This is a genomic window from Tropicimonas sp. IMCC6043 (assembly GCF_004146235.1).
Taxonomy (GTDB): Bacteria; Pseudomonadota; Alphaproteobacteria; order Rhodobacterales; family Rhodobacteraceae; genus Tropicimonas.
Genome location: NZ_SELO01000018.1, coordinates 23,705 through 43,151, shown reverse-complemented (window position 1 = coordinate 43,151; position 19,447 = coordinate 23,705). Strand labels below are relative to the sequence as shown.

The window sequence follows — 19,447 nt, the reverse complement described above, 5'->3', positions numbered from 1 at the left end:
CCCCGGCGACGGTCTGTCGCGCGGCGTCCGGCATTTCGCCGAGGTCGGGACGCAGCTATGGAGGAGTCGCCGCCGGATCGGGCCGCTTCAGCCCAGCCGGATTGCCACGTTCTTGGTCTGAACGTAGTTCCAGAGCGCCTCGCGCCCCTTTTCCCGCCCGTAGCCGGACTTGCCGTAGCCGCCGAACGGCGTTTCGACACCGCCCGCATACCATTCGTTGACGAAGACCTGGCCTGCGCGCAGCCGCCGGGCGGCCGCCGTGGCCCGGTCGAGATCGCGGGTGAAGACGCCGCCGACCAGCCCGTAGGGCGTCGCGTTCGCCATCTCGATCGCGTCGTCCTCCTCGCGGAACCGGAGCACCGAGAGGACCGGCCCGAAGACCTCATCGTTGGCGATGGCCATGTCCTGGGTCACGTCGGTCAGAACGGTGGGTTCGAGGAAAGCGCCGACATGGTTCTTCGGCCGCCGCCCGCCGGTGGCAAGATTGGCGCCAGCACTGATCGCTTCGGTGACCATGGACTCGGCGCGGTCCCTCTGAAGCTCGCTGATCATCGCGCCCATCGAGGCGCCGAAAGCGGGCCGGTCGATGCCGGGGCCGACCGAGAGCCCCTCGGCCATGTCGGCGATCCGGTCGACCAGTTCGTCATGCCGGCTTTCGTGCACGATGACGCGGGACATCGCCGAACAGGTCTGCCCGGCATTGAGATAGATCCCCCAGCGGACATCCTCGACGAAGGCGTCGAGATCGGCATCCTCGTGAACGATCGCCGCCGACTTGCCGCCGAGTTCCAGCACGCAGGGCACGACATTGAGCGCGGCGGCCTTGGCCACGGCGATGCCGGTCGGCACCGAGCCGGTGAAGACGAGCTGGTTCACACGCGGGTGATGCGTCAGAGCCGCACCCGCCTCGCGCCCGTAGCCACAGAGAATGTTGACCGCGCCCGAGGGCAGGCCCGCCGCCTCGGCGGCCAGCGCGATCCATCTCAGGCTGAGCGGCGCCAGTTCCGGAGACTTGATGACGCAGGCATTGCCCGTGGCCAGCGCCGGCGCGAGCGACCGGGCGGTCATTTCCAGCGGGTAGTTCCAGGGGATGATCTGCCCAGAAACGCCATAGGGTTCCAACACGGTGAAGTCGAAATAGCGCGCGCCGAGCGGGATCGAGCGGCCTTCGAGCGTCTCCGCCTGGTTGCCGTAATACTCGAAATAGCGCGCCGCGCCGTGGATCTCGACCCGTGCCTCCCAGAGCGTCTTGCCCTGTTCGCGCGTCAGGACCGGGGCGATCTCGTCCAGATTGTCGATGAGGAAGCGGCCCATTGCCTGGACCATCCGGCCACGGTCGACGGGCCTGAGGCCGGCCAACTCGCCCGCGAGATGCACCTGCCGGGCCGCCTGCACCGCGAAATCCACGTCCCGCGCATCTGCCAACGCGTGGACGGCGAGCAGCTGCCCGGTGGCCGGGTCGATGACGTCGATGCGGCCCGCGCCGCCATCAACCCATTCGCCATCGATATAGTTCTGCCAGTACTCCTGGATCCCGGTCATCTCTGCCTCCCCAATGTCGTTTCTTGTCCGCCGCGTCATAGAGGGCTTTGCCCGCCGCGGGAACAGCAATCACCCGCTGGCAGGCCGCGGAAAGGAGGTATTTTCGGCATTGTTTATGAAGCCGCCTCACGCCGCCCGAGCGAATCGCTGTCCATTGGCGGCCCAAGGCGATACCCCCGGTCTCGCGACAGCCCAACCCGAGCGACGCGGCCGGCGGGCTTCCGCGCGACAAGGCCAGCACGACAGGGAGTGTGTCATGATTCCGGAATTTGTTTTCGCAACGGCGACAGAGATCCGCTTTGGGCGTGGTGCGGCTCGTCGCGCGATCGGCGATCTCGCCGGGATGGGGCAGCGAATCCTGCTCGTCACCGGTGCCGACGCGTCGCGGTCGGAATGGCTCCGCGTGGGACTGGAGGCGGCGGGGCGGTCGGTTCTGCCGTTTTCGGCGTCCGGCGAGCCCGACGTGGCGCTGATCGAGACCGGCGTGGAGCAGGCGCGGGAGGGCGGCACGGAGGCCGTCGTGGCCATCGGCGGCGGCGCCGCGATCGACACGGGCAAGGCGATCGCGGCGCTGGCGCCGGCGACGCGCCCGATGCTCGACCATCTAGAGGTGGTGGGCCGGGGCCTGCCGCTGGAGGTCCCGGCCCTTCCGTTCGCCGCCCTGCCGACAACGGCCGGCACCGGCACCGAGGTCACGCGCAACGCGGTGATCTCGGTGCCGGAGGCACGGCGCAAGGTGTCGCTGCGCGACCGGGCGATGCTGCCCGCGCTCGCCGTGATCGATCCGGGCCTGACCGATGGCTGCCCGCGTGCGGTGACCCTTGCCGCGGGGCTCGATGCGATCACCCAGGTGATCGAGCCCTATCTCTGCACGCGCGCCAATCCCTTGACCGATGCGCTTTGCCGCGCCGCCATCCCGGCGGGTCTCGGCGCGCTGAGCCGGCTGATGGAACGGGAGGACTCGGCGGGGCGGGACACGATGGCCTGGGTCTCGCTCTGCGGTGGGCTGGCGCTGTCAAATGCCGGGCTCGGAGCGATCCATGGGTTGGCCGGGCCGCTTGGCGGGATGTCTGGCGCGGCGCATGGCGCTCTCTGCGGCGTGCTGCTGCCCCACGGGCTGGCAGCGAACGCGGCGGGGATGACGGAGCCAGCGAGCCTGGCACGGATCGCGGAGATCCGGGGCTGGATCTCCGAGGCCCTCGGCGGTGCGCCAGAGTCAGCCTTCGAACGGCTCGCGGCATGGTCGCGGGCCGCCGGGTTGGCCGGGCTCGACGCACAGGGCGTTTCGGCAGCGGACCGGGCCGCGGCCTCGAAAGCTGCCGCAAGCTCGTCTTCGATGAAGGCCAACCCGGTGGCGCTTTCGGAGGCGGAGCTCGCGGCGGTCATTGAGGCGGCGCGCTAGGTGGATCTCGGCGCGGTGCCCCGCCCTCCGCGCGTTCAGAGGTCGGGGTAGAGCGGGAAGCGGGCGCAGAGCGCCGTTGCCTCTGCCTTGACCTTCTCCTCGACCTCGCCGTTGCCCTCCTCACCATTCGCTGCAAGCCCGTCGACCACTTCGGTGATCATCCGGGCGATGGCGCGGAACTCGTCCTCGCCGAAGCCGCGGGTGGTGCCGGCCGGCGTGCCGAGGCGGATGCCGGAGGTCACGAAGGGCTTCTCGGGGTCGAACGGCACGCCGTTCTTGTTGCAGGTGATATGTGCTCGCCCGAGCGCTTTCTCGGCGGCCTTGCCGGTCACGCCTTTGGGGCGAAGGTCGGCGAGCATCAGGTGGTTGTCGGTGCCGCCGGAGACGATGTCAATGCCGCCCTTCATCAACTCGTCCGCCATCGCGCGGGCATTGGCGACGACCGCCGCAGCGTAGTCCTTGAATTCCGGCCGGAGGGCCTCACCGAAGGCCACGGCCTTGGCGGCGATGACATGCATCAGCGGGCCGCCCTGAAGGCCGGGGAAGACGGCCGAGTTCACCTTCTTGGCGACGTCGGCGTCATTGGTCAGGATCATGCCGCCCCGCGGGCCGCGCAGCGACTTGTGCGTCGTGGTCGTCACCACATGGGCATGCGGCAGCGGCGACGGATGCGCGCCACCGGCGACCAGACCGGCGATATGCGCCATGTCGACCATCAGGTAGGCGCCCACCTCGTCGGCAATCGCGCGGAAGGCGGCCCAGTCCCAGACCCGGCTATAGGCGGTGCCGCCGGCGACGATCAGCTTCGGCTTGTGCTCGAGGGCCTTGGCGCGGATGTCCTCCATGTCGAGCAGGTGATCCTGCTGGCGCACGCCGTAGGAGACGACGTTGAACCATTTGCCGGACATGTTGACCGGCGAGCCGTGGGTCAGGTGGCCACCCGAGTTAAGGTCCAGCCCCATGAAAGTGTCGCCAGGTTGCAGCAGGGCGAGGAACACCGCCTGGTTCATCTGGCTGCCCGAATTGGGCTGCACGTTGGCGAAGCCGCAGCCGAACAGCTCCTTGGCCCGCTCGATGGCGAGGGTCTCGGCGATATCGACATACTGGCAGCCGCCATAGTAGCGCTTGCCCGGGTAGCCTTCGGCATATTTGTTGGTCATCACCGAGCCTTGGGCCTCCAGCACCGCGCGGCTGACGATGTTCTCCGACGCGATGAGTTCGATCTCGTCTCGCTGGCGGCCGAGCTCGAGGCCGATCGCCTCGGCGATCTCGTTGTCTCGGGTTGCGAGATCCTCGGTGAAGAAGCCGGTATCCTGGGTCATGGTCGCATTCCTTCTCGGGGCGGCCGCGCGCGGTCCGCTTGTGTCGTTCAGCCGGGATGTAGCTCATGGCGCGGCAAGACAAAACCCGGGAAGATGCGGCATCGACGGGCCGCGCGCCGCCAGGAGAGGGTTGCGTTTCCGATAGCGCCGGGGGATGACGTTTGCGAAACGACGGGCGCGGCGGGAGGCCCCTTGGGCATGGCGAAGATTTCATTCACGGCGAGTCGCGCCCATGTTGCGCAGGGTGCGCTGGTGGAGCTCGAGCGGCGCTACGGGCGGTGCGATGCCGTGGAGGCGGATTTCATCGTCGCGCTCGGCGGCGACGGCTTCATGCTGCACACGCTGCACGACACGCAGCATCTCGACACGCCGGTCTACGGGATGAATCGCGGCACCGTGGGGTTCCTGATGAACGCTTACGCGGCGGAGGGGCTGATCGAACGGCTGGAGGCCGCGGAGGAAGAGGTGATCACGCCGCTGGCGATGCGGGCGATCACCGCCGATGGCGCGAAGCACGATGCATTGGCGATCAACGAGGTCTCGCTGCTTCGCGCCGGGCCGCAGGTCGCCAAGCTCCGGATCTCGGTCGACGGGAGGGTGCGCATGGAGGAACTGGTGGCGGACGGCGCGCTGGTTTCCACGCCCGCCGGGTCGACTGCCTACAACTATTCCGCCCACGGCCCGATCGTGCCGGTGGGCTCGGAGGTTCTGGCGTTGACCGCGATGTCGGCCTTCCGGCCGCGGCGCTGGCGCGGTGCGCTGCTGCCGTCGACGGCGGAGGTCCGGTTCGACGTCCTGCAGCCGGACAAGCGCCCGGTCATGGCCGAGGCGGACAGCCGCTCGTCGGTTCGCAATGCGGTGACCGTCATCATCCGTTCGGAGCCGCGGCTGCGTCACCGGATCCTCTTCGACCCGGGCCACGGGCTCGAGGAACGGCTGATCCGGGAGCAGTTCGTCTGACGCGGTCGCTTTAGGCGCAGGCTCAGCCGGCCGGGCGGAACATCGGGAACAGGGGCGGGGCCCGTCCGGTCTCGATCACTCCGACCTGTTCGAATCCGAAGCGGCGGTAGAGCGACAGGTTCGCCGGGTTCGTCGATTCCAGATAGGCTGGCCGTCCGTCGGCGTCGCATTGCCTGAGCGCCGCCTCCATCAGGACTGAGCCGATCCCCTTGCCCTGAAGCGCCGGGTCGACAGCAATGAAGGCCAAATGCCAGCACGGGGTTTCAGGGTGAAATCCGTCCATCTGTTCGAAGGTCGCAAAGAGCGCGTCGTGCTTGTCCGGCGCGACGGTCTGCTCGAAATATGCGACGAGGTTTTCCTCGTCCGGGTGGACGCCGGGCGGCAGCCACAGGGCGCCGGCGGAGCAGTCGTCGTTTCGATGCGCGGCGCCGTGGTCGAAGGCCCGTCCTCCAAAGAGGTCCATGACGCGGGGAAAATGCTTCAGGAAGGCGTCCGGTTCCGGGTAGAGCCAGCGCATGAAAGGATCGGCAACGAAACCGAGGGTCAGGGCACTAAGGACCCCATCGGCCTCGGACCGGGGTGCGATGCGTGTCATGGACGGTCCTGTTCGAAAATCGAAGGGCGCGTCCTCGGATGGTATCACTCCGGAGCCACGATGTCTGCTTTCGGCGCGCAGCCGCGGGTCACGGCCGCCTGGGATCCGTTCCCGGCGCGTCGAACACAGCGTAGAGCGACTTCGAATGGACGTGCGCGCCCCGGCAACGTGCGGGGCGCGCGTCCCGATTTTCCGTACTTTGGCCGGCGGGCCTATTTGGCGTAGCCGGCCCCTTTGAGCACCTCGGTGATCTCGTCGAGGATCGCTGGGTCGTCGATCGTCGCCGGCATCTTGAACTCCTGGCTGTCGGCGATCTTCTGCATCGTCGCGCGCAGGATCTTGCCCGACCGCGTCTTCGGCAGGCGATCGACGACGCAGGCATGCTTGAAGGCCGCGACAGGCCCGATCTGGTCGCGCACCATGAAGACGCATTCCTTGATCACGTCTTCCGGCGTGCGCCCGTGGTTGGCGTTCAGGCAGAGGAAGCCAAGCGGCAACTGGCCCTTGAGCTCGTCGGCGACGCCGATGACCGCGCATTCGGCGACATCCGGGTGGGCGGCGAGAACCTCTTCCATGGCACCCGTCGAGAGCCGGTGGCCGGCGACGTTGATGACGTCGTCGGTCCGGGCCATGATGTAGAGATAGCCGTCCTCGTCCTTGTAGCCCGCGTCGCCGGTCTCGTAATAGCCGGGGAAGTGGGAGAGATAGGACTTCCGGTAGCGCTCCTCGGCATTCCACAGCGTCTGCAGCGTGCCCGGCGGCAAGGGCAGCTTGATGGCGATGGCGCCCATCTCGCCCGCTGCGACCTCGTGCCCGCCCTCGTCGAGGATATGCACGTCATAGCCGGGCATCGGCACCGACGGGCTGCCGAGCTTCACTGGAAGCTCCTCGATCCCGATCGGGTTGGCGGCGATGGCCCAGCCGGTCTCGGTCTGCCACCAGTGGTCGATCACCGGCACGCGGAGATGTTCCTGCGCCCATTTCACCGTGTCCGGGTCGGCTCGCTCGCCGGCGAGGAACAGCGCCTGCAGGTCGTGCAGCTTGTAACGCTTGATCCACTCGCCCTTCGGATCCTCGCGCTTGATCGCGCGCAGCGCGGTTGGCGCAGTGAAGAAGCTCTTTACCCGGTGGTTCTGGATGATCTTCCAGAACACGCCGGCATGCGGCGTGCCGATCGGCTTGCCCTCGAAGACAATGGTCTCCGCGCCGGCGATCAGCGGCCCGTAGGCGATATAGGAATGCCCGACGACCCAGCCGACATCCGAGGCGGCCCAGAAACGCTCGCCGGGGCCGACTTTGTAGATGTTCTTCATCGTCCATTGCAGCGCGACGAGGTGGCCGGCGGTCGAACGCACCACGCCCTTGGGCTGGCCGGTGGTGCCGGAGGTGTAGAGGATATAGGCCGGGTGATTGCCCTCGACGGGCACGCATTCGGCTGGCTTGACGCCGTATTGGAAGCCGTGCCAAGAGAAGTCGCGCCCCTCCACGAGCTTGGCCACTTCCTGCTCGCGCTGGAACACGACGCAGAATTCGGGCTTGTGCGTGGCCTGCTCGATGGCGTCGTCAAGCAGCGGTTTGTAGTGGACCACGCGGCCCGGCTCGAGGCCGCAGGACGCGGCGATGATCGCCTTCGGCGTGGCGTCATCGATCCGGACCGCGAGCTCATGCGCGGCAAAGCCGCCGAAGACGACCGAATGGATCGCGCCGATGCGCGCACACGCGAGCATCGCCTCCAGCGCCTCGGGAATCATCGGCATGTAGATGATGACCCGGTCGCCCTTCTCGACGCCGCGCATCTTCAGCGCGCCGGCAAGGGAGGCCACGCGGTCGCGCAGCTCGGAATAGGTGATGCCCTTGGTCGAATGGGTGATCGGGCTTTCGTGCATGATCGCGAGCTGGTCGCCGCGGCCGGCCTCGACGTGGCGGTCCACGGCGTTGTAGCAGGCATTGACCATCCCGTCCGAGAACCACTCGTACATCGGGGCCTTGTCGTCGAACAGCGCCTTCGACGGCGGTTGATACCAGGCGATCTCCTCGGCCGCCTTCATCCAGAACGCGTTCGCGTCCGCTTTCCAGGCGTCATAGACGTCGGAATATCCCATCGTGTCTCTCCCTCCGAATTTCGCAGGAGTTACGCAAAAGGGGGGCGGTTACGCAAGTCTGTTGCCCGGTAAGGTGCGGCTTCTTTGGGCGCTAACGTATGCTGCGGCGCCGAGGCATGTCGCCGCAGTGCAGCATTTTGACCTTAGTCGATGCGGTGGACGCTGCCGGGTTTCCTCCCCTTGCATCGTCGCGCGACCGGGCACAGAGTGGTCGAAACGGAGCTTGCCATGACTGACACCACCCTTCTGGAGGCCGCCCGCGCGGTCCGAGAGAACGCCTATGTGCCCTATTCGAACTTCCGGGTCGGCGCGGCGCTGCGCACGCCCTCGGGGGCGATCCATTCCGGCTGCAACGTGGAGAACGTGGCCTATCCCGAAGGAACTTGCGCAGAGGCCGGCGCGATTGCCGCGATGGCCGCGGCGGGGGAATACGCCATTGCCGAGGTGGCGGTGATCGCTGATAGCCCGGCGCCCGTGCCGCCCTGCGGCGGTTGCCGGCAGAAGCTCCGGGAATTTGCCGTCGACGGCGATGTGAAGGTGACCATGGCGACAACCGATGGTGCCGAGCTGGTCATGACGGTCGCGGAGTTGCTGCCCGGCGCGTTTTCGGCAGACCACATGGACAGGGCCTGAGCGGATGGAGGCCAAGCGGATCCTGGCCAGACTTCGCGTGGGGGCGCGGCCGTCGGTCGACGAGATGGCCTGGTTCGGCGCCGCGATTGGCGCGGGCGAGGTCACCGACGCGCAGGTCGGCGCCTTCGCCATGGGGATCTGTCGCGCACCGCTCGACGAGGCGCGCCGCGTTGCGCTGACCCGGGCGATGCGCGACAGCGGCAAGGTGCTCGCCTGGGACATGCCCGGCCCGGTGGTCGACAAGCATTCAACCGGTGGGGTGGGCGATTGCGTCTCGCTGCCGCTTGCGCCCGCGCTGGCAGCCTGCGGTGCCTATGTGCCGATGATCTCGGGCCGCGGCCTCGGCCATACCGGCGGCACGCTCGACAAGCTGGAGGCGATCCCGGGCTACACGGCTGAAGTTTCTGAGGCGCAACTGCGCGAGATCGTGGGCACGGTCGGCTGCGCCATCGTCGGCGCATCGGGCAACATCGCGCCCTCGGACAAGCGCCTCTACGCGATCCGCGACGTGACCGGCACGGTCGAGAGCATCGACCTGATCACGGCCTCCATCCTGTCGAAGAAATTGGCAGCCGGGCTCGAGGCGCTGGTGCTCGACGTGAAATGCGGCTCGGGCGCCTTCATGAAGACCCCCGAGGATGCGCGGGCACTTGCGCGGGCGTTGGTGGAGACCGCCGAAGGCGCCGGCTGTCGCACGAATGCGCTCATCACCGAGATGGGCCAGCCGCTGATCGAGACGGCAGGCAACGCGCTGGAAGTCGCGGCCTCGATGAAGCTTCTGACCGGAGAGGTCCCGTCAGGGCCGCTGAAAGAGTTGACGCTGGCGCTCGGCGGCGAGCTGCTGGCGCTTTGCGGTCTCGCAGACGGACCCGAAGACGGTGCCGCGCGCATCGGTACGGTGCTGGACTCCGGCGAAGCGGCCGAGACATTCGAGCGGATGATCCACGCGCTCGGCGGGCCGGCGGATTTCGTCGGGAGCTGGCGGCGGCACCTCGCCGAGGCGCCGGTGGTGCGCGACGTGTTCCCCGATGCCCCCGGCATCGTCGCACGGATCGACACCGAGGCAGTCGGCATGGCCGTGGTCACGCTGGGGGGCGGCCGGCTGCGCGAGGGCGACCGGCTCGACCACTCGGTCGGGTTCGATGCGCTGGCGGCGATCGGTACGCGGGTTTCGGCACGGCGACCGCTGGCACAGGTCCATGCCGCGAGTGAGGATGCCGCGGAGCGCGCTGCGCGCGACCTTCGTGCCGCCTACGAGATCACCGAGACGGGCGCGCCCGCACCGCCGCTGCTTCATGAAAGGATCGCCTCATGACTCGTGCCTTTCTCGTTGTGTTGGATTCGGTGGGCTGCGGCGGCGCGCCGGATGCCGACCGTTTCTTCAACGATGGCGTGCCAGACGAGGGCGCAAACACGCTGCTGCACATTGCCAAGGCCTGCGACGAGGGCTTTGCGGAGCAGGGGCGCAGCGGCCCGCTCAGGATGCCAAATCTCGACGCGCTCGGGCTCGGCCAGGCGGTGCGGCTCGGCGGCGGCGTGTCGGCCCCCGGCATGGGAATGCAGCCCTACGGGCGGTTCGGCGCGGCCACCGAAGCCTCGCCGGGCAAGGACACGCCATCGGGCCACTGGGAACTGGCGGGCGTTCCGGTGCCCTGGGAGTGGCATTTCTTTCCCAAAATGGAACCGGCCTTCCCGGAAGCGGTGGTCGAGGCCGTGCGCGAGATTGCCGGCGTCGAGGACATTCTCGGCAATTGCCACGCCTCGGGCACCGAGATCCTCGACCGGCTCGGTGCGCGGCACATGGAGACCGGCTGGCCGATCTGCTACACCTCTGCCGACAGCGTCTTCCAGGTGGCCGCCCACGAGGAGAGCTTCGGAGAGGAACGGCTTCAGGAACTCTGTCGCCGGCTCGCGCCGCGGCTGCACGCGATGCGGGTCGGCCGGGTGATATCGCGCCCCTTCGTGGGTTCTCCCGAGGAGGGGTTCACCCGCACGTCCAACCGGCACGACTATGCCATCGCACCGCCCGCGCCGACGCTCTGCGACTGGGTCCACGCTGCTGGCGGGCGGGTGCAGGCGGTGGGCAAGATCGGCGACATCTTCTCGATGCGCGGCATCGACGAGGTTCGCACCGGGCCGGATGCGCGGCTGATGGAGCATCTCTCCGATCTCGTCGACGAGGCGCCGAAGGGCAGCCTGACCTTCGCCAATTTTGTCGAGTTCGACAGTCTTTACGGCCACCGCCGGGATGTCTCGGGCTACGCGCGGGCGCTGGAATGGTTCGATGCGGAGATCGGCAGGATCCTGCCGCGGCTGCGGCCCGGTGACCTCATGGTCTTCACCGCCGACCACGGCAACGACCCGACCTGGCGCGGCACGGACCACACTCGGGAGCGCGTGCCGGTGCTTTGCTACGGCGTCGGGCAGGGCAGCCTCGGACAGATCGCCTTTACCGACGTCGCGGCCTCCGTCGCCCGGCATCTCGGCGTGCCCTCGAGTGGACCGGGGCGGAGCTTTCTCTAGCAGGACAATCGAAGAAGCAGGCATTCCGGACCGTCCCGCTGATTTTGCCGCGCCCCGGCCGCTTGCCGCCGCGCCCGGCATCTGCGATTTCAAGAGCCGGAAGCGAAGTCCGAGCGGAGCGAAAAGAGCCGATGTTTGACCACCTGACGATCGTTGATCACCCGCTGGTGCAGCACAAGCTGACCATCATGCGCAACAAGAACACCTCGACACACAAGTTCCGCCAGCTCCTGCGCGAGATCAGCCAGCTCATTGCCTACGAGGTGACGCGCGAGCTCGATACCGAGCAGGTGACCATCGACACGCCGCTTTGCGAGATGCAGGCGCCGATGCTCGCCGGCAAGAAGATGGCGCTGATCTCGATCCTGCGCGCCGGCAACGGATTGCTGGACGGCATCCTCGAGCTGATCCCCGGCGCACGGGTTGGTTTCGTCGGCCTCTACCGGGACCCCGAGACGCTGCATCCGGTGCAATATTACTTCAAGGTCCCCGAGGATCTCGGCGACCGCCTCGTCATCGTCGTCGACCCGATGCTCGCCACCGGCAATTCCTCGGCCGCCGCGGTCGACCTCCTGAAACAGGCCGGTGCCACCAATATCCGCTTCCTCTGTCTGCTGGCTGCGCCCGAAGGCGTGGCGCGAATGAAAGAGGCGCATCCCGACGTCCCCATTGTCACCGCGGCGCTCGACAGCCATCTCAATGACCATGGCTACATCGTTCCGGGCCTGGGCGATGCCGGCGACCGGATGTTCGGCACGAAATGACCTGCAGCGATTAACGAAAAATCGCTTTACAGGATTCGGCCGTTCCTGCATCCTCCCCGCAACATGTAGTAGGGACTTCTACGATGTTGCGGGCCATTCCGGCACCCCTGCTCGCCATGGTGATGGCGGCAGCGGCAGGACAGGCAGCGGTCGAAACGGGCACGGGGATGCCCGGGGCCGTGCCCGCAGCAATGGCGCGCAAACCGGTTCTGCTCGCCGCGTCCGAGATCGCGCTGGCCGCGCCGACGCCGTATTACGAGTTGAGAGATTTACCGCGCGATTACGAATATGCCTTCGGCGAGGCACGTCATAATCCCAACCGCGGCGAGCGCAGCGCGGCGGGACGGGCGTCGATGAACCGGATCTGGACCGACGACGTATCGGCGCGTCTGGTCAACCCCGAAGCCGGAACGTATGGCCTGAGGGTCAGGACAAGCGAATAACAAGCAAGAACAGAGACAAGAAGCAGGTCTCATCCAGGCAAACGCCCCGCCCGCACTCCGGGCGGGGCGTCGCCGTTTCAGGGTGTGTTTCCGGCGGGCGCCGTGCCCGGTCCCTTCAGGGGAACCTCGAACAGGTCCGGTTTGCGAAGCCCACCAGAGAGAGCATGACCGGAACTTCCACCAGCACGCCCACGACCGTGGCCAGCGCCGCACCCGAGCCGAGGCCGAAAAGCGAGATCGCGACTGCCACGGCCAGTTCGAAGAAGTTTGACGTGCCGATCATTGCGCAGGGCGCGGCGATCCGGTGGGGAACCCGTGCGATCCATGCGGCGCCATAGGCCAGGGCGAAGATCGCATAGCTCTGCAGGACAATCGGAACGGCGATGAGCAGGATCACGCCGGGTTTCGCGACGATGGTCCCGGCCTGGAGGGCGAACAGGATTGCTACTGTGACCGCCAGCGCAACGGCGGAGACCGGCGAAATTCGGGCCTTGAAGGCGTCGATGGAGATTGTGTCGCCGAGTTTCGCCCGCGTCGCCATACCGGCGGCAAGCGGCAGCACGATGTAGAGCACGACCGACAGGAGCAGCGTCTCCCAGGGCACGGTGATATCCGTGACGCCCAGAAGGAAGGCGACGATCGGCGCGAAGGCAAAGACCATGATGAGGTCGTTCACCGTCACCTGAACCAGCGTGTAGTTCGGGTCGCCGCGCGTCAGGTTCGACCAGACGAAGACCATCGCCGTGCAGGGGGCCGCCCCGAGGAGGATCAGCCCGGCGATGTATTGCTGCGCGTCGGCGGGCGCGATCCAGGGCGCGAAAACTGTCTCGAAGAACAGCACGGCCAGCGCGGCCATTGTGAAGGGCTTGACGAGCCAGTTGACGACAAGCGTGATGACGAGCCCCCTTGGGGCCCTTGCGACGTCTCGGATCGAACCGAGATCCACGCCAACCATCATCGGGTAGACCATCGCCCAGATCAGCACCGCGACGACGAGGTTCACGGATGCGATTTCGGAACGCGCAATGAGTTCCACGAGTCCGGGAGCGACATTGCCAAGGATCAAGCCCGCGACCATGGCGAGCGCGACCCAGAGGCTCAAGTAGCGTTCGAAGCGGCTCATGGCGTCAACTTTCCTGCGGCGTAGGGGCGGGCGCCTGGAGGCGGCGGGCGGCGTGCCAGGAGAGGAAGGCCATCAACGCTGCTGTGCCGAGTGTCAGCGGCAGGCCGCCCATCTGGTAGGAAAGGCCGGAAAGGAGCGTGCCGAGGAGCCGGCCGACGGCGTTCGACATGTAGTAAAATCCGACATCCATCGTCACCCGCGTGTCTTCGGTGAAGGCGAGGATAAGGTAGGAATGGACCGAGGAGTTCACCGCGAAGACGAAGCCGAAGACCATCAACCCCGCCACCAGCGTGATCGTTAGCCACCCGGCCGGTCCACTGGCGACGAGCGCGGCGATGGCGAGCGCGGCAGGGATGACGGTCAACAGGCCGACCCAGCGGATGGCGAGCGCGACGATCTGGTCGGTGGTCTTTTCCTTTGCCTTCAGCAGCCCCGGCGCCCAGGCCTGAACCACGCCATAGGCGATGATCCAGAGTGCCATGAAGGTGCCGATCTGGAAGAAGGCGAGGCGGTTGCCGTCCTCCGTGCCGTCCGAGAGCACGGCGTAGAAATAGATCGGGATGCCGACGACGAACCAGACGTCGCGCGCCCCGAAGAGGAAAACGCGGGCGGCAGAGAGCAGGTTCACGTTGCGGTTCTTCGAGAAGACCTCGCGGAACTTGGTGCCCTTGCGGCCCCGCGGCAGGCCGGCGGGCATGAAGGCTGCGATGGCGACGAGGATCGTGGCGAGCACGGTCGCCATGGCGATGACCGAGCCGGTGAAACCCACCCAGCCGAGGAGCAGCGTGCCGAGCAGGAAGCCGATCCCCTTCACTGCGTTCTTGGAGCCCGTCAGATAGGCAACCCAGCGGAAGAGCCCGTCGTCCGTCGTGGGCGCGAGCAGTTTCACCGCGCTCTTCGAGGACATCTTGGCGAGGTCCTTGGCGACGCCCGACAAGCCCTGGACGAGCATCACGTAGACAACCGACGTGGCAAGCATCCAGTCGGGGTCCAGATTGGCCAGAGCGATGAGCGCCAGGATTTGCAAGCTCAGACCGGCATAGAGCGTCGGGGTCAGCCCGAAGCGGGCGGCGACCCATCCGGCGGAGAGGTTGGTCACCATGCCCATGAACTCATAGAGCAGGAAGAGGTAGGCGAGCTGGATCGGGGAGAAGCCGAGCGTGTGGAAATGCAGCAGCACCAGCATGCGGAGAGCGCCGTCGGTGAGCATGAAGGCCCAGTACGCCGCCGTCACGGCGACATAGGCCGCGAGCCCCTGTTTGCGGTCTTCCATCAGAGCCTGTCCACGACGAGACGGGTGACGTCGGCAAGGCGGAAGGCGTAGCCGTATTCGTTGTCATACCAGGCATAGACTTTAACCTGGGTGCCGTTCACCACCATGGTCGAGAGCGCGTCGACGATCGCGCTGCGCTCGTCGTTGATGTAGTCGCAAGAGACCAGCGGGCGCGTCTCGTAGCCGAGGATGCCTTCGAGCGGGCCGTCTGCTGCCGCCTTGAAGAGGGCGTTTACCTCCTCGACGCTGGTTTCCCGTTCGACTTCGAAGACGCAATCGGTGAGCGAGGCGTTGAGCAGCGGCACCCGTACGGCGTGGCCATTCAGCCGCCCCTTGAGTTCCGGGTAGATCAGCGTGATCGCGGTGGCCGAGCCGGTCGTGGTCGGAATGAGCGAGTTGAGTGCCGAGCGGGCGCGGCGCATGTCCTTAGCAGGCCGGTCGACGATGGTCTGGGTATTGGTCACGTCGTGGATCGTGGTCATCGAACCATGCTTGATGCCGATCCCCTCATGGATGACCTTGACCACCGGCGCGAGGCAGTTGGTGGTGCAGGAGGCAGCGGTGACGAGGTTGTGCTGCGCGGCATCGTAGATGTCGTGGTTGACGCCATAGACGAGGTTCACCGCGCCGCCATCCTTGACGGGCGCCGAGACCACGACCTTTTTCACGCCGGCCTCGAAATAGGGCTGAACCTTTGCGCCGGTCTTGAAGACGCCGGTGCAGTCGACGACGACGTCGATGCCCATATCCGCCAGCGGCAGGTCCTCGATGCGCCTCTCGCAGGTCAGGCGCATCTCCTGGCCGTCGACCGTCAGACTGTCGGGGCCGTAAGCGATATCGGCCAGCCAGCGTCCGTGGACCGTGTCGAATTCCATCAGCAGCGCGTGCTGTTCCGGCGTGCCCGCGGCGTCGTTGAGCAGGACGATCTCTGCATCGATCCCCCGGTCGAAAAAGGAACGCAGCGCCAGCTTGCCCATGCGGCCGAGGCCATTGATCGCGATCCTGATCATTCAGTCTTTCCTTGCCATGTCCTGCGCCGCATTTCGGCGGGCTTCAATCCAGATTTGCGCCGTGGCGACCCGGCCCGGCGGGGCGAGGCCGTCAGAGTGCCTCGCCGAGCGATTTCTCCCTGCCGATCTCGTCGAGGCGTTTCTGCAGCGCGAAACGGTCCAGCGTGTCGATCGGCAGGTTGGTGAAGATCGAGATGCGGTTGCGCATCATGCGGTAGGCGTCGGCGAAGGCGAGCCGGCGTTGGGCCTCGTTACCCTCCGCCGCGACCGGGTCCGGCACGCCCCAATGCGCGCTCATAGGCTGGCCCGGCCAGATCGGGCAGATCTCGGCCGCTGCCTTGTCGCAGACGGTGAAGACGAAATCGAGCTGCGGGGCGCTGTCCGCGGCGAACTCGTCCCAGCTCTTGGTGCGCGTCCTCGAAACGTCGTGGTTGAGGTTCCGCAGCAACTCGAGCGCGTAGGGATGCGGGCCATCCGGCGAGGGGTGGGAACCGGCAGAGAAGGCCCGGAACCTTCCCTTCCCCTCGCGCTCCATGATGGCTTCGGCCATCAGCGAGCGGGCGGAATTACCTGTGCAGAGGAAAAGTACGGTGTAGTTGTCCTGAGACATGGGAGTCACCATGCTTTGGGGGGAGCGCGCGAAGATCGGCGCGCAGATTTCGGGGCGCGACTGGCAGCAACCCTCGAGCAGGAATCCGAGCAGGTCGCGGATCGTCTCGGTGTTGGCCGTGTAGCGAATGTTCCGGCCCTCGCGATGACGCGCGACCAGCCCGGCGGTCAGCAACACCGAAAGATTGTTGGACAGTGTGTTCTGTCGGAGGTCGAGCGCCTCCGAGATCTCACCGGCATGGTGCCCATGCTCTCCCGAACGCACCAGCATTCGGAAGATATCCAGCCGGGTCGGTTGGGAGAGGGCAAAGAAGGCCGAGGTCGCATCTGTCTTTTCCATAATTCATGAATTATGGAAATAATGTTCGCAAGTCAAACCGAAATCTGACACGATCGCTTGTTTGCCCAGGTGCCGCTGCCCTGAGATCCGCTCCGAACCCGCCTGTGAGCTACCAAAGAGTTTAGGTCGATCGTCCGACGCGCGCTGTCAGGCCTCTGTCACCACCCAGCTCTCCGGAAAGGTGAACTCCTCCAGATTCGGCCCGTCGCCGATCCGGTCGACCACCGCAAAGAGGCCGGGAGCGTGAAGCGGTGTCAGCACGCCGTGCCAGGTGCCGCGGAGGAAGTTGATCCCCTGGCCGGGGGCTGTCAGAAAGGCGCGGGGCGTGCCTGGCCGACCGCCGGTATCGGGCGCGACGATGACGAGAAAGCCATGTGCGCTCATCGGCAGGAAAGCCTGGCTGCCATCGGGGTGGCGTTCGACGAGGTCGAAGGCGTAGGGCAGGGCGCGCGGCTCGGCCCGGAAGAGCGAAATGCCGGCCCGTCCGTGGCCGAAATCGAGCCGGGCGCGGTCGTGGAACCGGGCGCAGGCGCCGGCATTGATCCATTTCTCGGGCGGACCTTCCGCCTCCAGGACATCGCCGAAGGGAGAAAAGGCGTCGGGCGTCAGCGGCTCTGGCGATATGTCGGGCATCAGAGATCCATTGCCATGAGGCGCAGTTCGGCGATCCGCTCGACCTGCCGGCAGGCCTCGGCGAATTCCGTTTCCCGGTCATTCCCGAGGCGGCGGCGGAAGGCGGCGAGGATGCCGGACTTGTCGTGGTCCCGCACGGCGATGATAAAGGGAAAGCCGAACCGACCGACATAGGCGTCGTTGAGTTCGGTGAAGGCGGCACGTTCGGCATCGGTCAGCGCGTCGAGCCCGGCGCTTGCCTGTTCGGCGGTGCTGTCCTCGGTGAGACGCCTCGCCTGGGCGAGCTTGCCTGCGAGGTCGGGATGGGCCCGGAGCACACCGAAGCGCTCCTCTTCGCTGGCGGACCGGAAGGCGCGGGCGAGAGCGGAATGGACGCCCGTCGCGCTATCATGTGCAGGGCCGAGTTCGAGCGCATGGGCACGTTCGGCGATCCAGGGCGAATACTCGAAGATGCCGCCAAAGGCCGCGACGAAGCCATCGAGGTTCATTTCGCTTGGGCGCGGTGCCTGTCGCGGTGGATAATGCGCCGCCCAGTGCTCCGCGATATCGATGCGGCGGGCGAACCAGACGCCGTCATGCGAGGTCGCGTGGTCGAGGAAGCGCTCCAGGCCGGGCAGGCGGCCGGGGCGGCCGATGAGGCGGCAGTGCAGCCCGATCGAGAGCATCTTCGGGGCGCCCGCCGCACCTTCGGCATAGAGGCAGTCGAAACTGTCGCGGAGATAGGCGAAGAAGTCGTCGCCGGTGTTGAAGCCCTGGGGCGTGGCGAAGCGCATGTCATTGGCGTCGAGCGTATAGGGCACGGCGAGCTGGTCGCGGCCTTCGACGCGGATCCAGTAGGGCAGGTCGTCGGCGTAGCAATCGGCGACATAGTCGAAGCTGCCCCGGCGCGCGGCGAGCGCCACCGTGTTCATGGACGAGCGCCCGGTGTACCAGCCGCGTGGCGGGGCGCCGGTGACCTCGGTATGCAGGCGGACCGCTTCCTCCATGTCGGCGGCCTCCTCCGCTTCGGCGACATCCTTGTATTCGATCCACTTCAGCCCGTGAGAGGCGATCTCCCAGTCGGCCTCCTTCATCGCCTTCACCTGTTCGGGCGAACGGGCGAGCGCGGTGGCAACGCCATAGACGGTGACCGGGATGCCGCGCCCGGTGAAGAGCCGTTGCAGCCGCCAGAAACCGGCGCGGGCGCCGTATTCGTAGAGGCTCTCCATGTTCCAGTGCCGCTGACCCGGCCAGGGCGCCGCGCCGACGATCTCGGAGAGGAAGGCCTCGGAGGCGGCGTCGCCATGCAATAGGCAGTTCTCGCCTCCCTCCTCGTAGTTCACCACGATCTGGACGGCGATCTTCGCGTTTCCGGGCCAGACGACCTTCGGGGGCGTGGGGCCGTGGCCTCTCATGTCGCGCGGGTAGCGTTGCATCCGTCTCTCCGGTCTGGCTTCATTGCGCGGGGAGTTTCCCGTCTCGGCGGGGCAGAGGCAAGATGGAGACGACGATGGCGGGCTATCTGACGACACATGTTCTGGACACCGCGCTGGGAAAACCGGCGGCGGGCCTCGAGATCGAGCTGTTTCGCATCGAAGGCGAGGCGCGGCAGTTCCTGTCCCGGCGTATCACCAATGCGGACGGCCGGACCGACGGGCCGATCCTGCCGGAGGACCTCTTCGAGCCGGGCGCCTACGAACTGGTCTTCCACGCCGGAAGCTACCTAGTCGAGAGCGGTCAGGCCGGCGCGGCGCCGCTCTTTCTCGACGTCGTTCCGATCCGCTTCGGCATGGCAGAGGCGACGCATTACCACGTACCCCTTTTGCTCTCGCCTTACGGCTATTCAACCTATCGCGGGAGCTGATCCTGCGCGCGCGATCCGCAGCTTCAGATCGTCGTGCAGACCTTGCCGGCGGCAGTGCGGATCCGCTGGCGGCGCTGCAGCACATCCATGCTGCTCCGCGCGCTCTTGGATGTGATCCCCTTGACCTCGGCCAGCGTCGAGGACGGCAGTTGCGCGATGCAGGCGTCCGACACGCCGGCCCATTGGAGCGTCGGGGTCAGAGACGCGCGGAGCTGCTCAGTGCCGCCATTCTTGCCGGGCGGGGTGTTCGAGACGCACCCGGCAAGCAGAAGGCCGGCGAGCGATGCGAGAAGGACATGTCTCTGTCGCATGAATAGCTCCGTTTCTTCG

19 protein-coding genes are annotated in these 19,447 nt (G+C 66.8%); 8 read left to right on the top strand and 11 right to left on the bottom strand.

What is annotated here, in order from left to right; genetic code table 11:
* Positions 1-87: 87 nt before the first annotated feature.
* A complete protein-coding gene (locus EU800_RS15930; RefSeq protein ID WP_129634028.1) occupies positions 88-1,542 on the bottom strand; it encodes an aldehyde dehydrogenase family protein in 1,455 nt (484 codons plus the stop codon).
* A 259-nt stretch (positions 1,543-1,801) separates the two neighbouring features.
* Between EU800_RS15930 and EU800_RS15925 the strand changes: the two genes are divergently transcribed.
* Positions 1,802-2,944, top strand: coding sequence for an iron-containing alcohol dehydrogenase (locus EU800_RS15925; protein ID WP_371685641.1), 1,143 nt, complete (start codon positions 1,802-1,804; stop codon positions 2,942-2,944).
* Between the two features lie 35 nt (positions 2,945-2,979).
* Here EU800_RS15925 and glyA read toward each other — a convergent pair whose 3' ends face one another.
* Positions 2,980-4,266 (bottom strand): serine hydroxymethyltransferase, encoded by a 1,287-nt coding sequence (gene glyA / locus EU800_RS15920; RefSeq protein ID WP_129634026.1) that lies wholly within the window; start codon positions 4,264-4,266, stop codon positions 2,980-2,982.
* Between the two features lie 198 nt (positions 4,267-4,464).
* Between glyA and EU800_RS15915 the strand changes: the two genes are divergently transcribed.
* Entirely contained in the window at positions 4,465-5,226 is a 762-nt protein-coding gene (locus EU800_RS15915) for an NAD kinase (RefSeq protein WP_129634025.1), read from the top strand.
* Between the two features lie 22 nt (positions 5,227-5,248).
* On the opposite strand, the gene EU800_RS15910 is transcribed toward EU800_RS15915, so the two are convergent.
* Both EU800_RS15910 and EU800_RS15905 read right to left on the bottom strand, forming a co-directional pair.
* Positions 5,249-5,821 carry an N-acetyltransferase gene (locus EU800_RS15910; RefSeq protein WP_129634024.1) on the bottom strand — a complete coding sequence of 191 codons (573 nt, stop codon included), beginning with the start codon at positions 5,819-5,821 and terminating at the stop codon, positions 5,249-5,251.
* A 212-nt stretch (positions 5,822-6,033) separates the two neighbouring features.
* On the bottom strand, positions 6,034-7,923 hold the full coding sequence (locus EU800_RS15905) for a propionyl-CoA synthetase (RefSeq protein WP_129634023.1): 1,890 nt from the start codon (positions 7,921-7,923) through the stop codon (positions 6,034-6,036).
* A gap of 228 nt (positions 7,924-8,151) precedes the next feature.
* Here EU800_RS15905 and EU800_RS15900 point away from each other — a divergent pair, with 228 nt between their 5' ends.
* The 5 genes from EU800_RS15900 to EU800_RS15880 all read left to right on the top strand — a co-directional run bounded on the left by EU800_RS15900 (position 8,152) and on the right by EU800_RS15880 (position 12,286).
* Complete coding sequence (locus EU800_RS15900; protein WP_165354691.1) at positions 8,152-8,556, top strand: cytidine deaminase; 405 nt, start codon at positions 8,152-8,154, stop codon at positions 8,554-8,556.
* A 4-nt stretch (positions 8,557-8,560) separates the two neighbouring features.
* Positions 8,561-9,871 (top strand): thymidine phosphorylase, encoded by a 1,311-nt coding sequence (locus EU800_RS15895; protein ID WP_129634021.1) that lies wholly within the window; start codon positions 8,561-8,563, stop codon positions 9,869-9,871.
* Positions 9,868-11,079: a phosphopentomutase gene (locus EU800_RS15890; RefSeq protein ID WP_129634020.1), complete on the top strand. Its 1,212-nt coding sequence runs from the start codon at positions 9,868-9,870 to the stop codon at positions 11,077-11,079. Before EU800_RS15895 ends, EU800_RS15890 begins: the two co-directional genes overlap by 4 nt.
* A gap of 131 nt (positions 11,080-11,210) precedes the next feature.
* Positions 11,211-11,843 carry a uracil phosphoribosyltransferase gene (gene upp / locus EU800_RS15885; protein ID WP_129634019.1) on the top strand — a complete coding sequence of 211 codons (633 nt, stop codon included), beginning with the start codon at positions 11,211-11,213 and terminating at the stop codon, positions 11,841-11,843.
* A gap of 83 nt (positions 11,844-11,926) precedes the next feature.
* A complete protein-coding gene (locus EU800_RS15880; RefSeq protein ID WP_129634018.1) occupies positions 11,927-12,286 on the top strand; it encodes a hypothetical protein in 360 nt (119 codons plus the stop codon).
* Between the two features lie 115 nt (positions 12,287-12,401).
* Here EU800_RS15880 and arsB read toward each other — a convergent pair whose 3' ends face one another.
* From arsB to puuE, 6 genes are all read right to left on the bottom strand, one after another.
* On the bottom strand, positions 12,402-13,409 hold the full coding sequence (arsB, locus tag EU800_RS15875) for an ACR3 family arsenite efflux transporter (protein ID WP_129634017.1): 1,008 nt from the start codon (positions 13,407-13,409) through the stop codon (positions 12,402-12,404).
* A 4-nt stretch (positions 13,410-13,413) separates the two neighbouring features.
* Positions 13,414-14,682: an organoarsenical effux MFS transporter ArsJ gene (gene arsJ, locus EU800_RS15870; RefSeq protein WP_129634016.1), complete on the bottom strand. Its 1,269-nt coding sequence runs from the start codon at positions 14,680-14,682 to the stop codon at positions 13,414-13,416.
* On the bottom strand, positions 14,682-15,692 hold the full coding sequence (locus EU800_RS15865) for an ArsJ-associated glyceraldehyde-3-phosphate dehydrogenase (protein ID WP_129634015.1): 1,011 nt from the start codon (positions 15,690-15,692) through the stop codon (positions 14,682-14,684). Before EU800_RS15865 ends, arsJ begins: the two co-directional genes overlap by 1 nt.
* Positions 15,693-15,783: 91 nt before the next feature.
* On the bottom strand, positions 15,784-16,641 hold the full coding sequence (locus EU800_RS15860; protein ID WP_129634014.1) for a metalloregulator ArsR/SmtB family transcription factor: 858 nt from the start codon (positions 16,639-16,641) through the stop codon (positions 15,784-15,786).
* A gap of 147 nt (positions 16,642-16,788) precedes the next feature.
* The gene (locus EU800_RS15855) at positions 16,789-17,274 is read right to left on the bottom strand and encodes an ureidoglycolate lyase (RefSeq protein ID WP_129634013.1); all 486 of its coding nucleotides are present in this window, start codon (positions 17,272-17,274) and stop codon (positions 16,789-16,791) included.
* Entirely contained in the window at positions 17,274-18,689 is a 1,416-nt protein-coding gene (puuE, locus tag EU800_RS15850) for an allantoinase PuuE (RefSeq protein ID WP_129634012.1), read from the bottom strand. The genes EU800_RS15855 and puuE overlap by 1 nt, the downstream gene beginning before the upstream one ends.
* Positions 18,690-18,763: 74 nt before the next feature.
* On the opposite strand from puuE, the gene uraH reads away from it, so the two are divergent.
* Positions 18,764-19,117 (top strand): hydroxyisourate hydrolase, encoded by a 354-nt coding sequence (gene uraH / locus EU800_RS15845; RefSeq protein WP_129634011.1) that lies wholly within the window; start codon positions 18,764-18,766, stop codon positions 19,115-19,117.
* A 23-nt stretch (positions 19,118-19,140) separates the two neighbouring features.
* Here the strand turns inward: uraH and EU800_RS15840 are convergent, their stop codons facing one another.
* A complete protein-coding gene (locus EU800_RS15840) occupies positions 19,141-19,428 on the bottom strand; it encodes a hypothetical protein (RefSeq protein ID WP_129634010.1) in 288 nt (95 codons plus the stop codon).
* Positions 19,429-19,447: the final 19 nt, after the last annotated feature.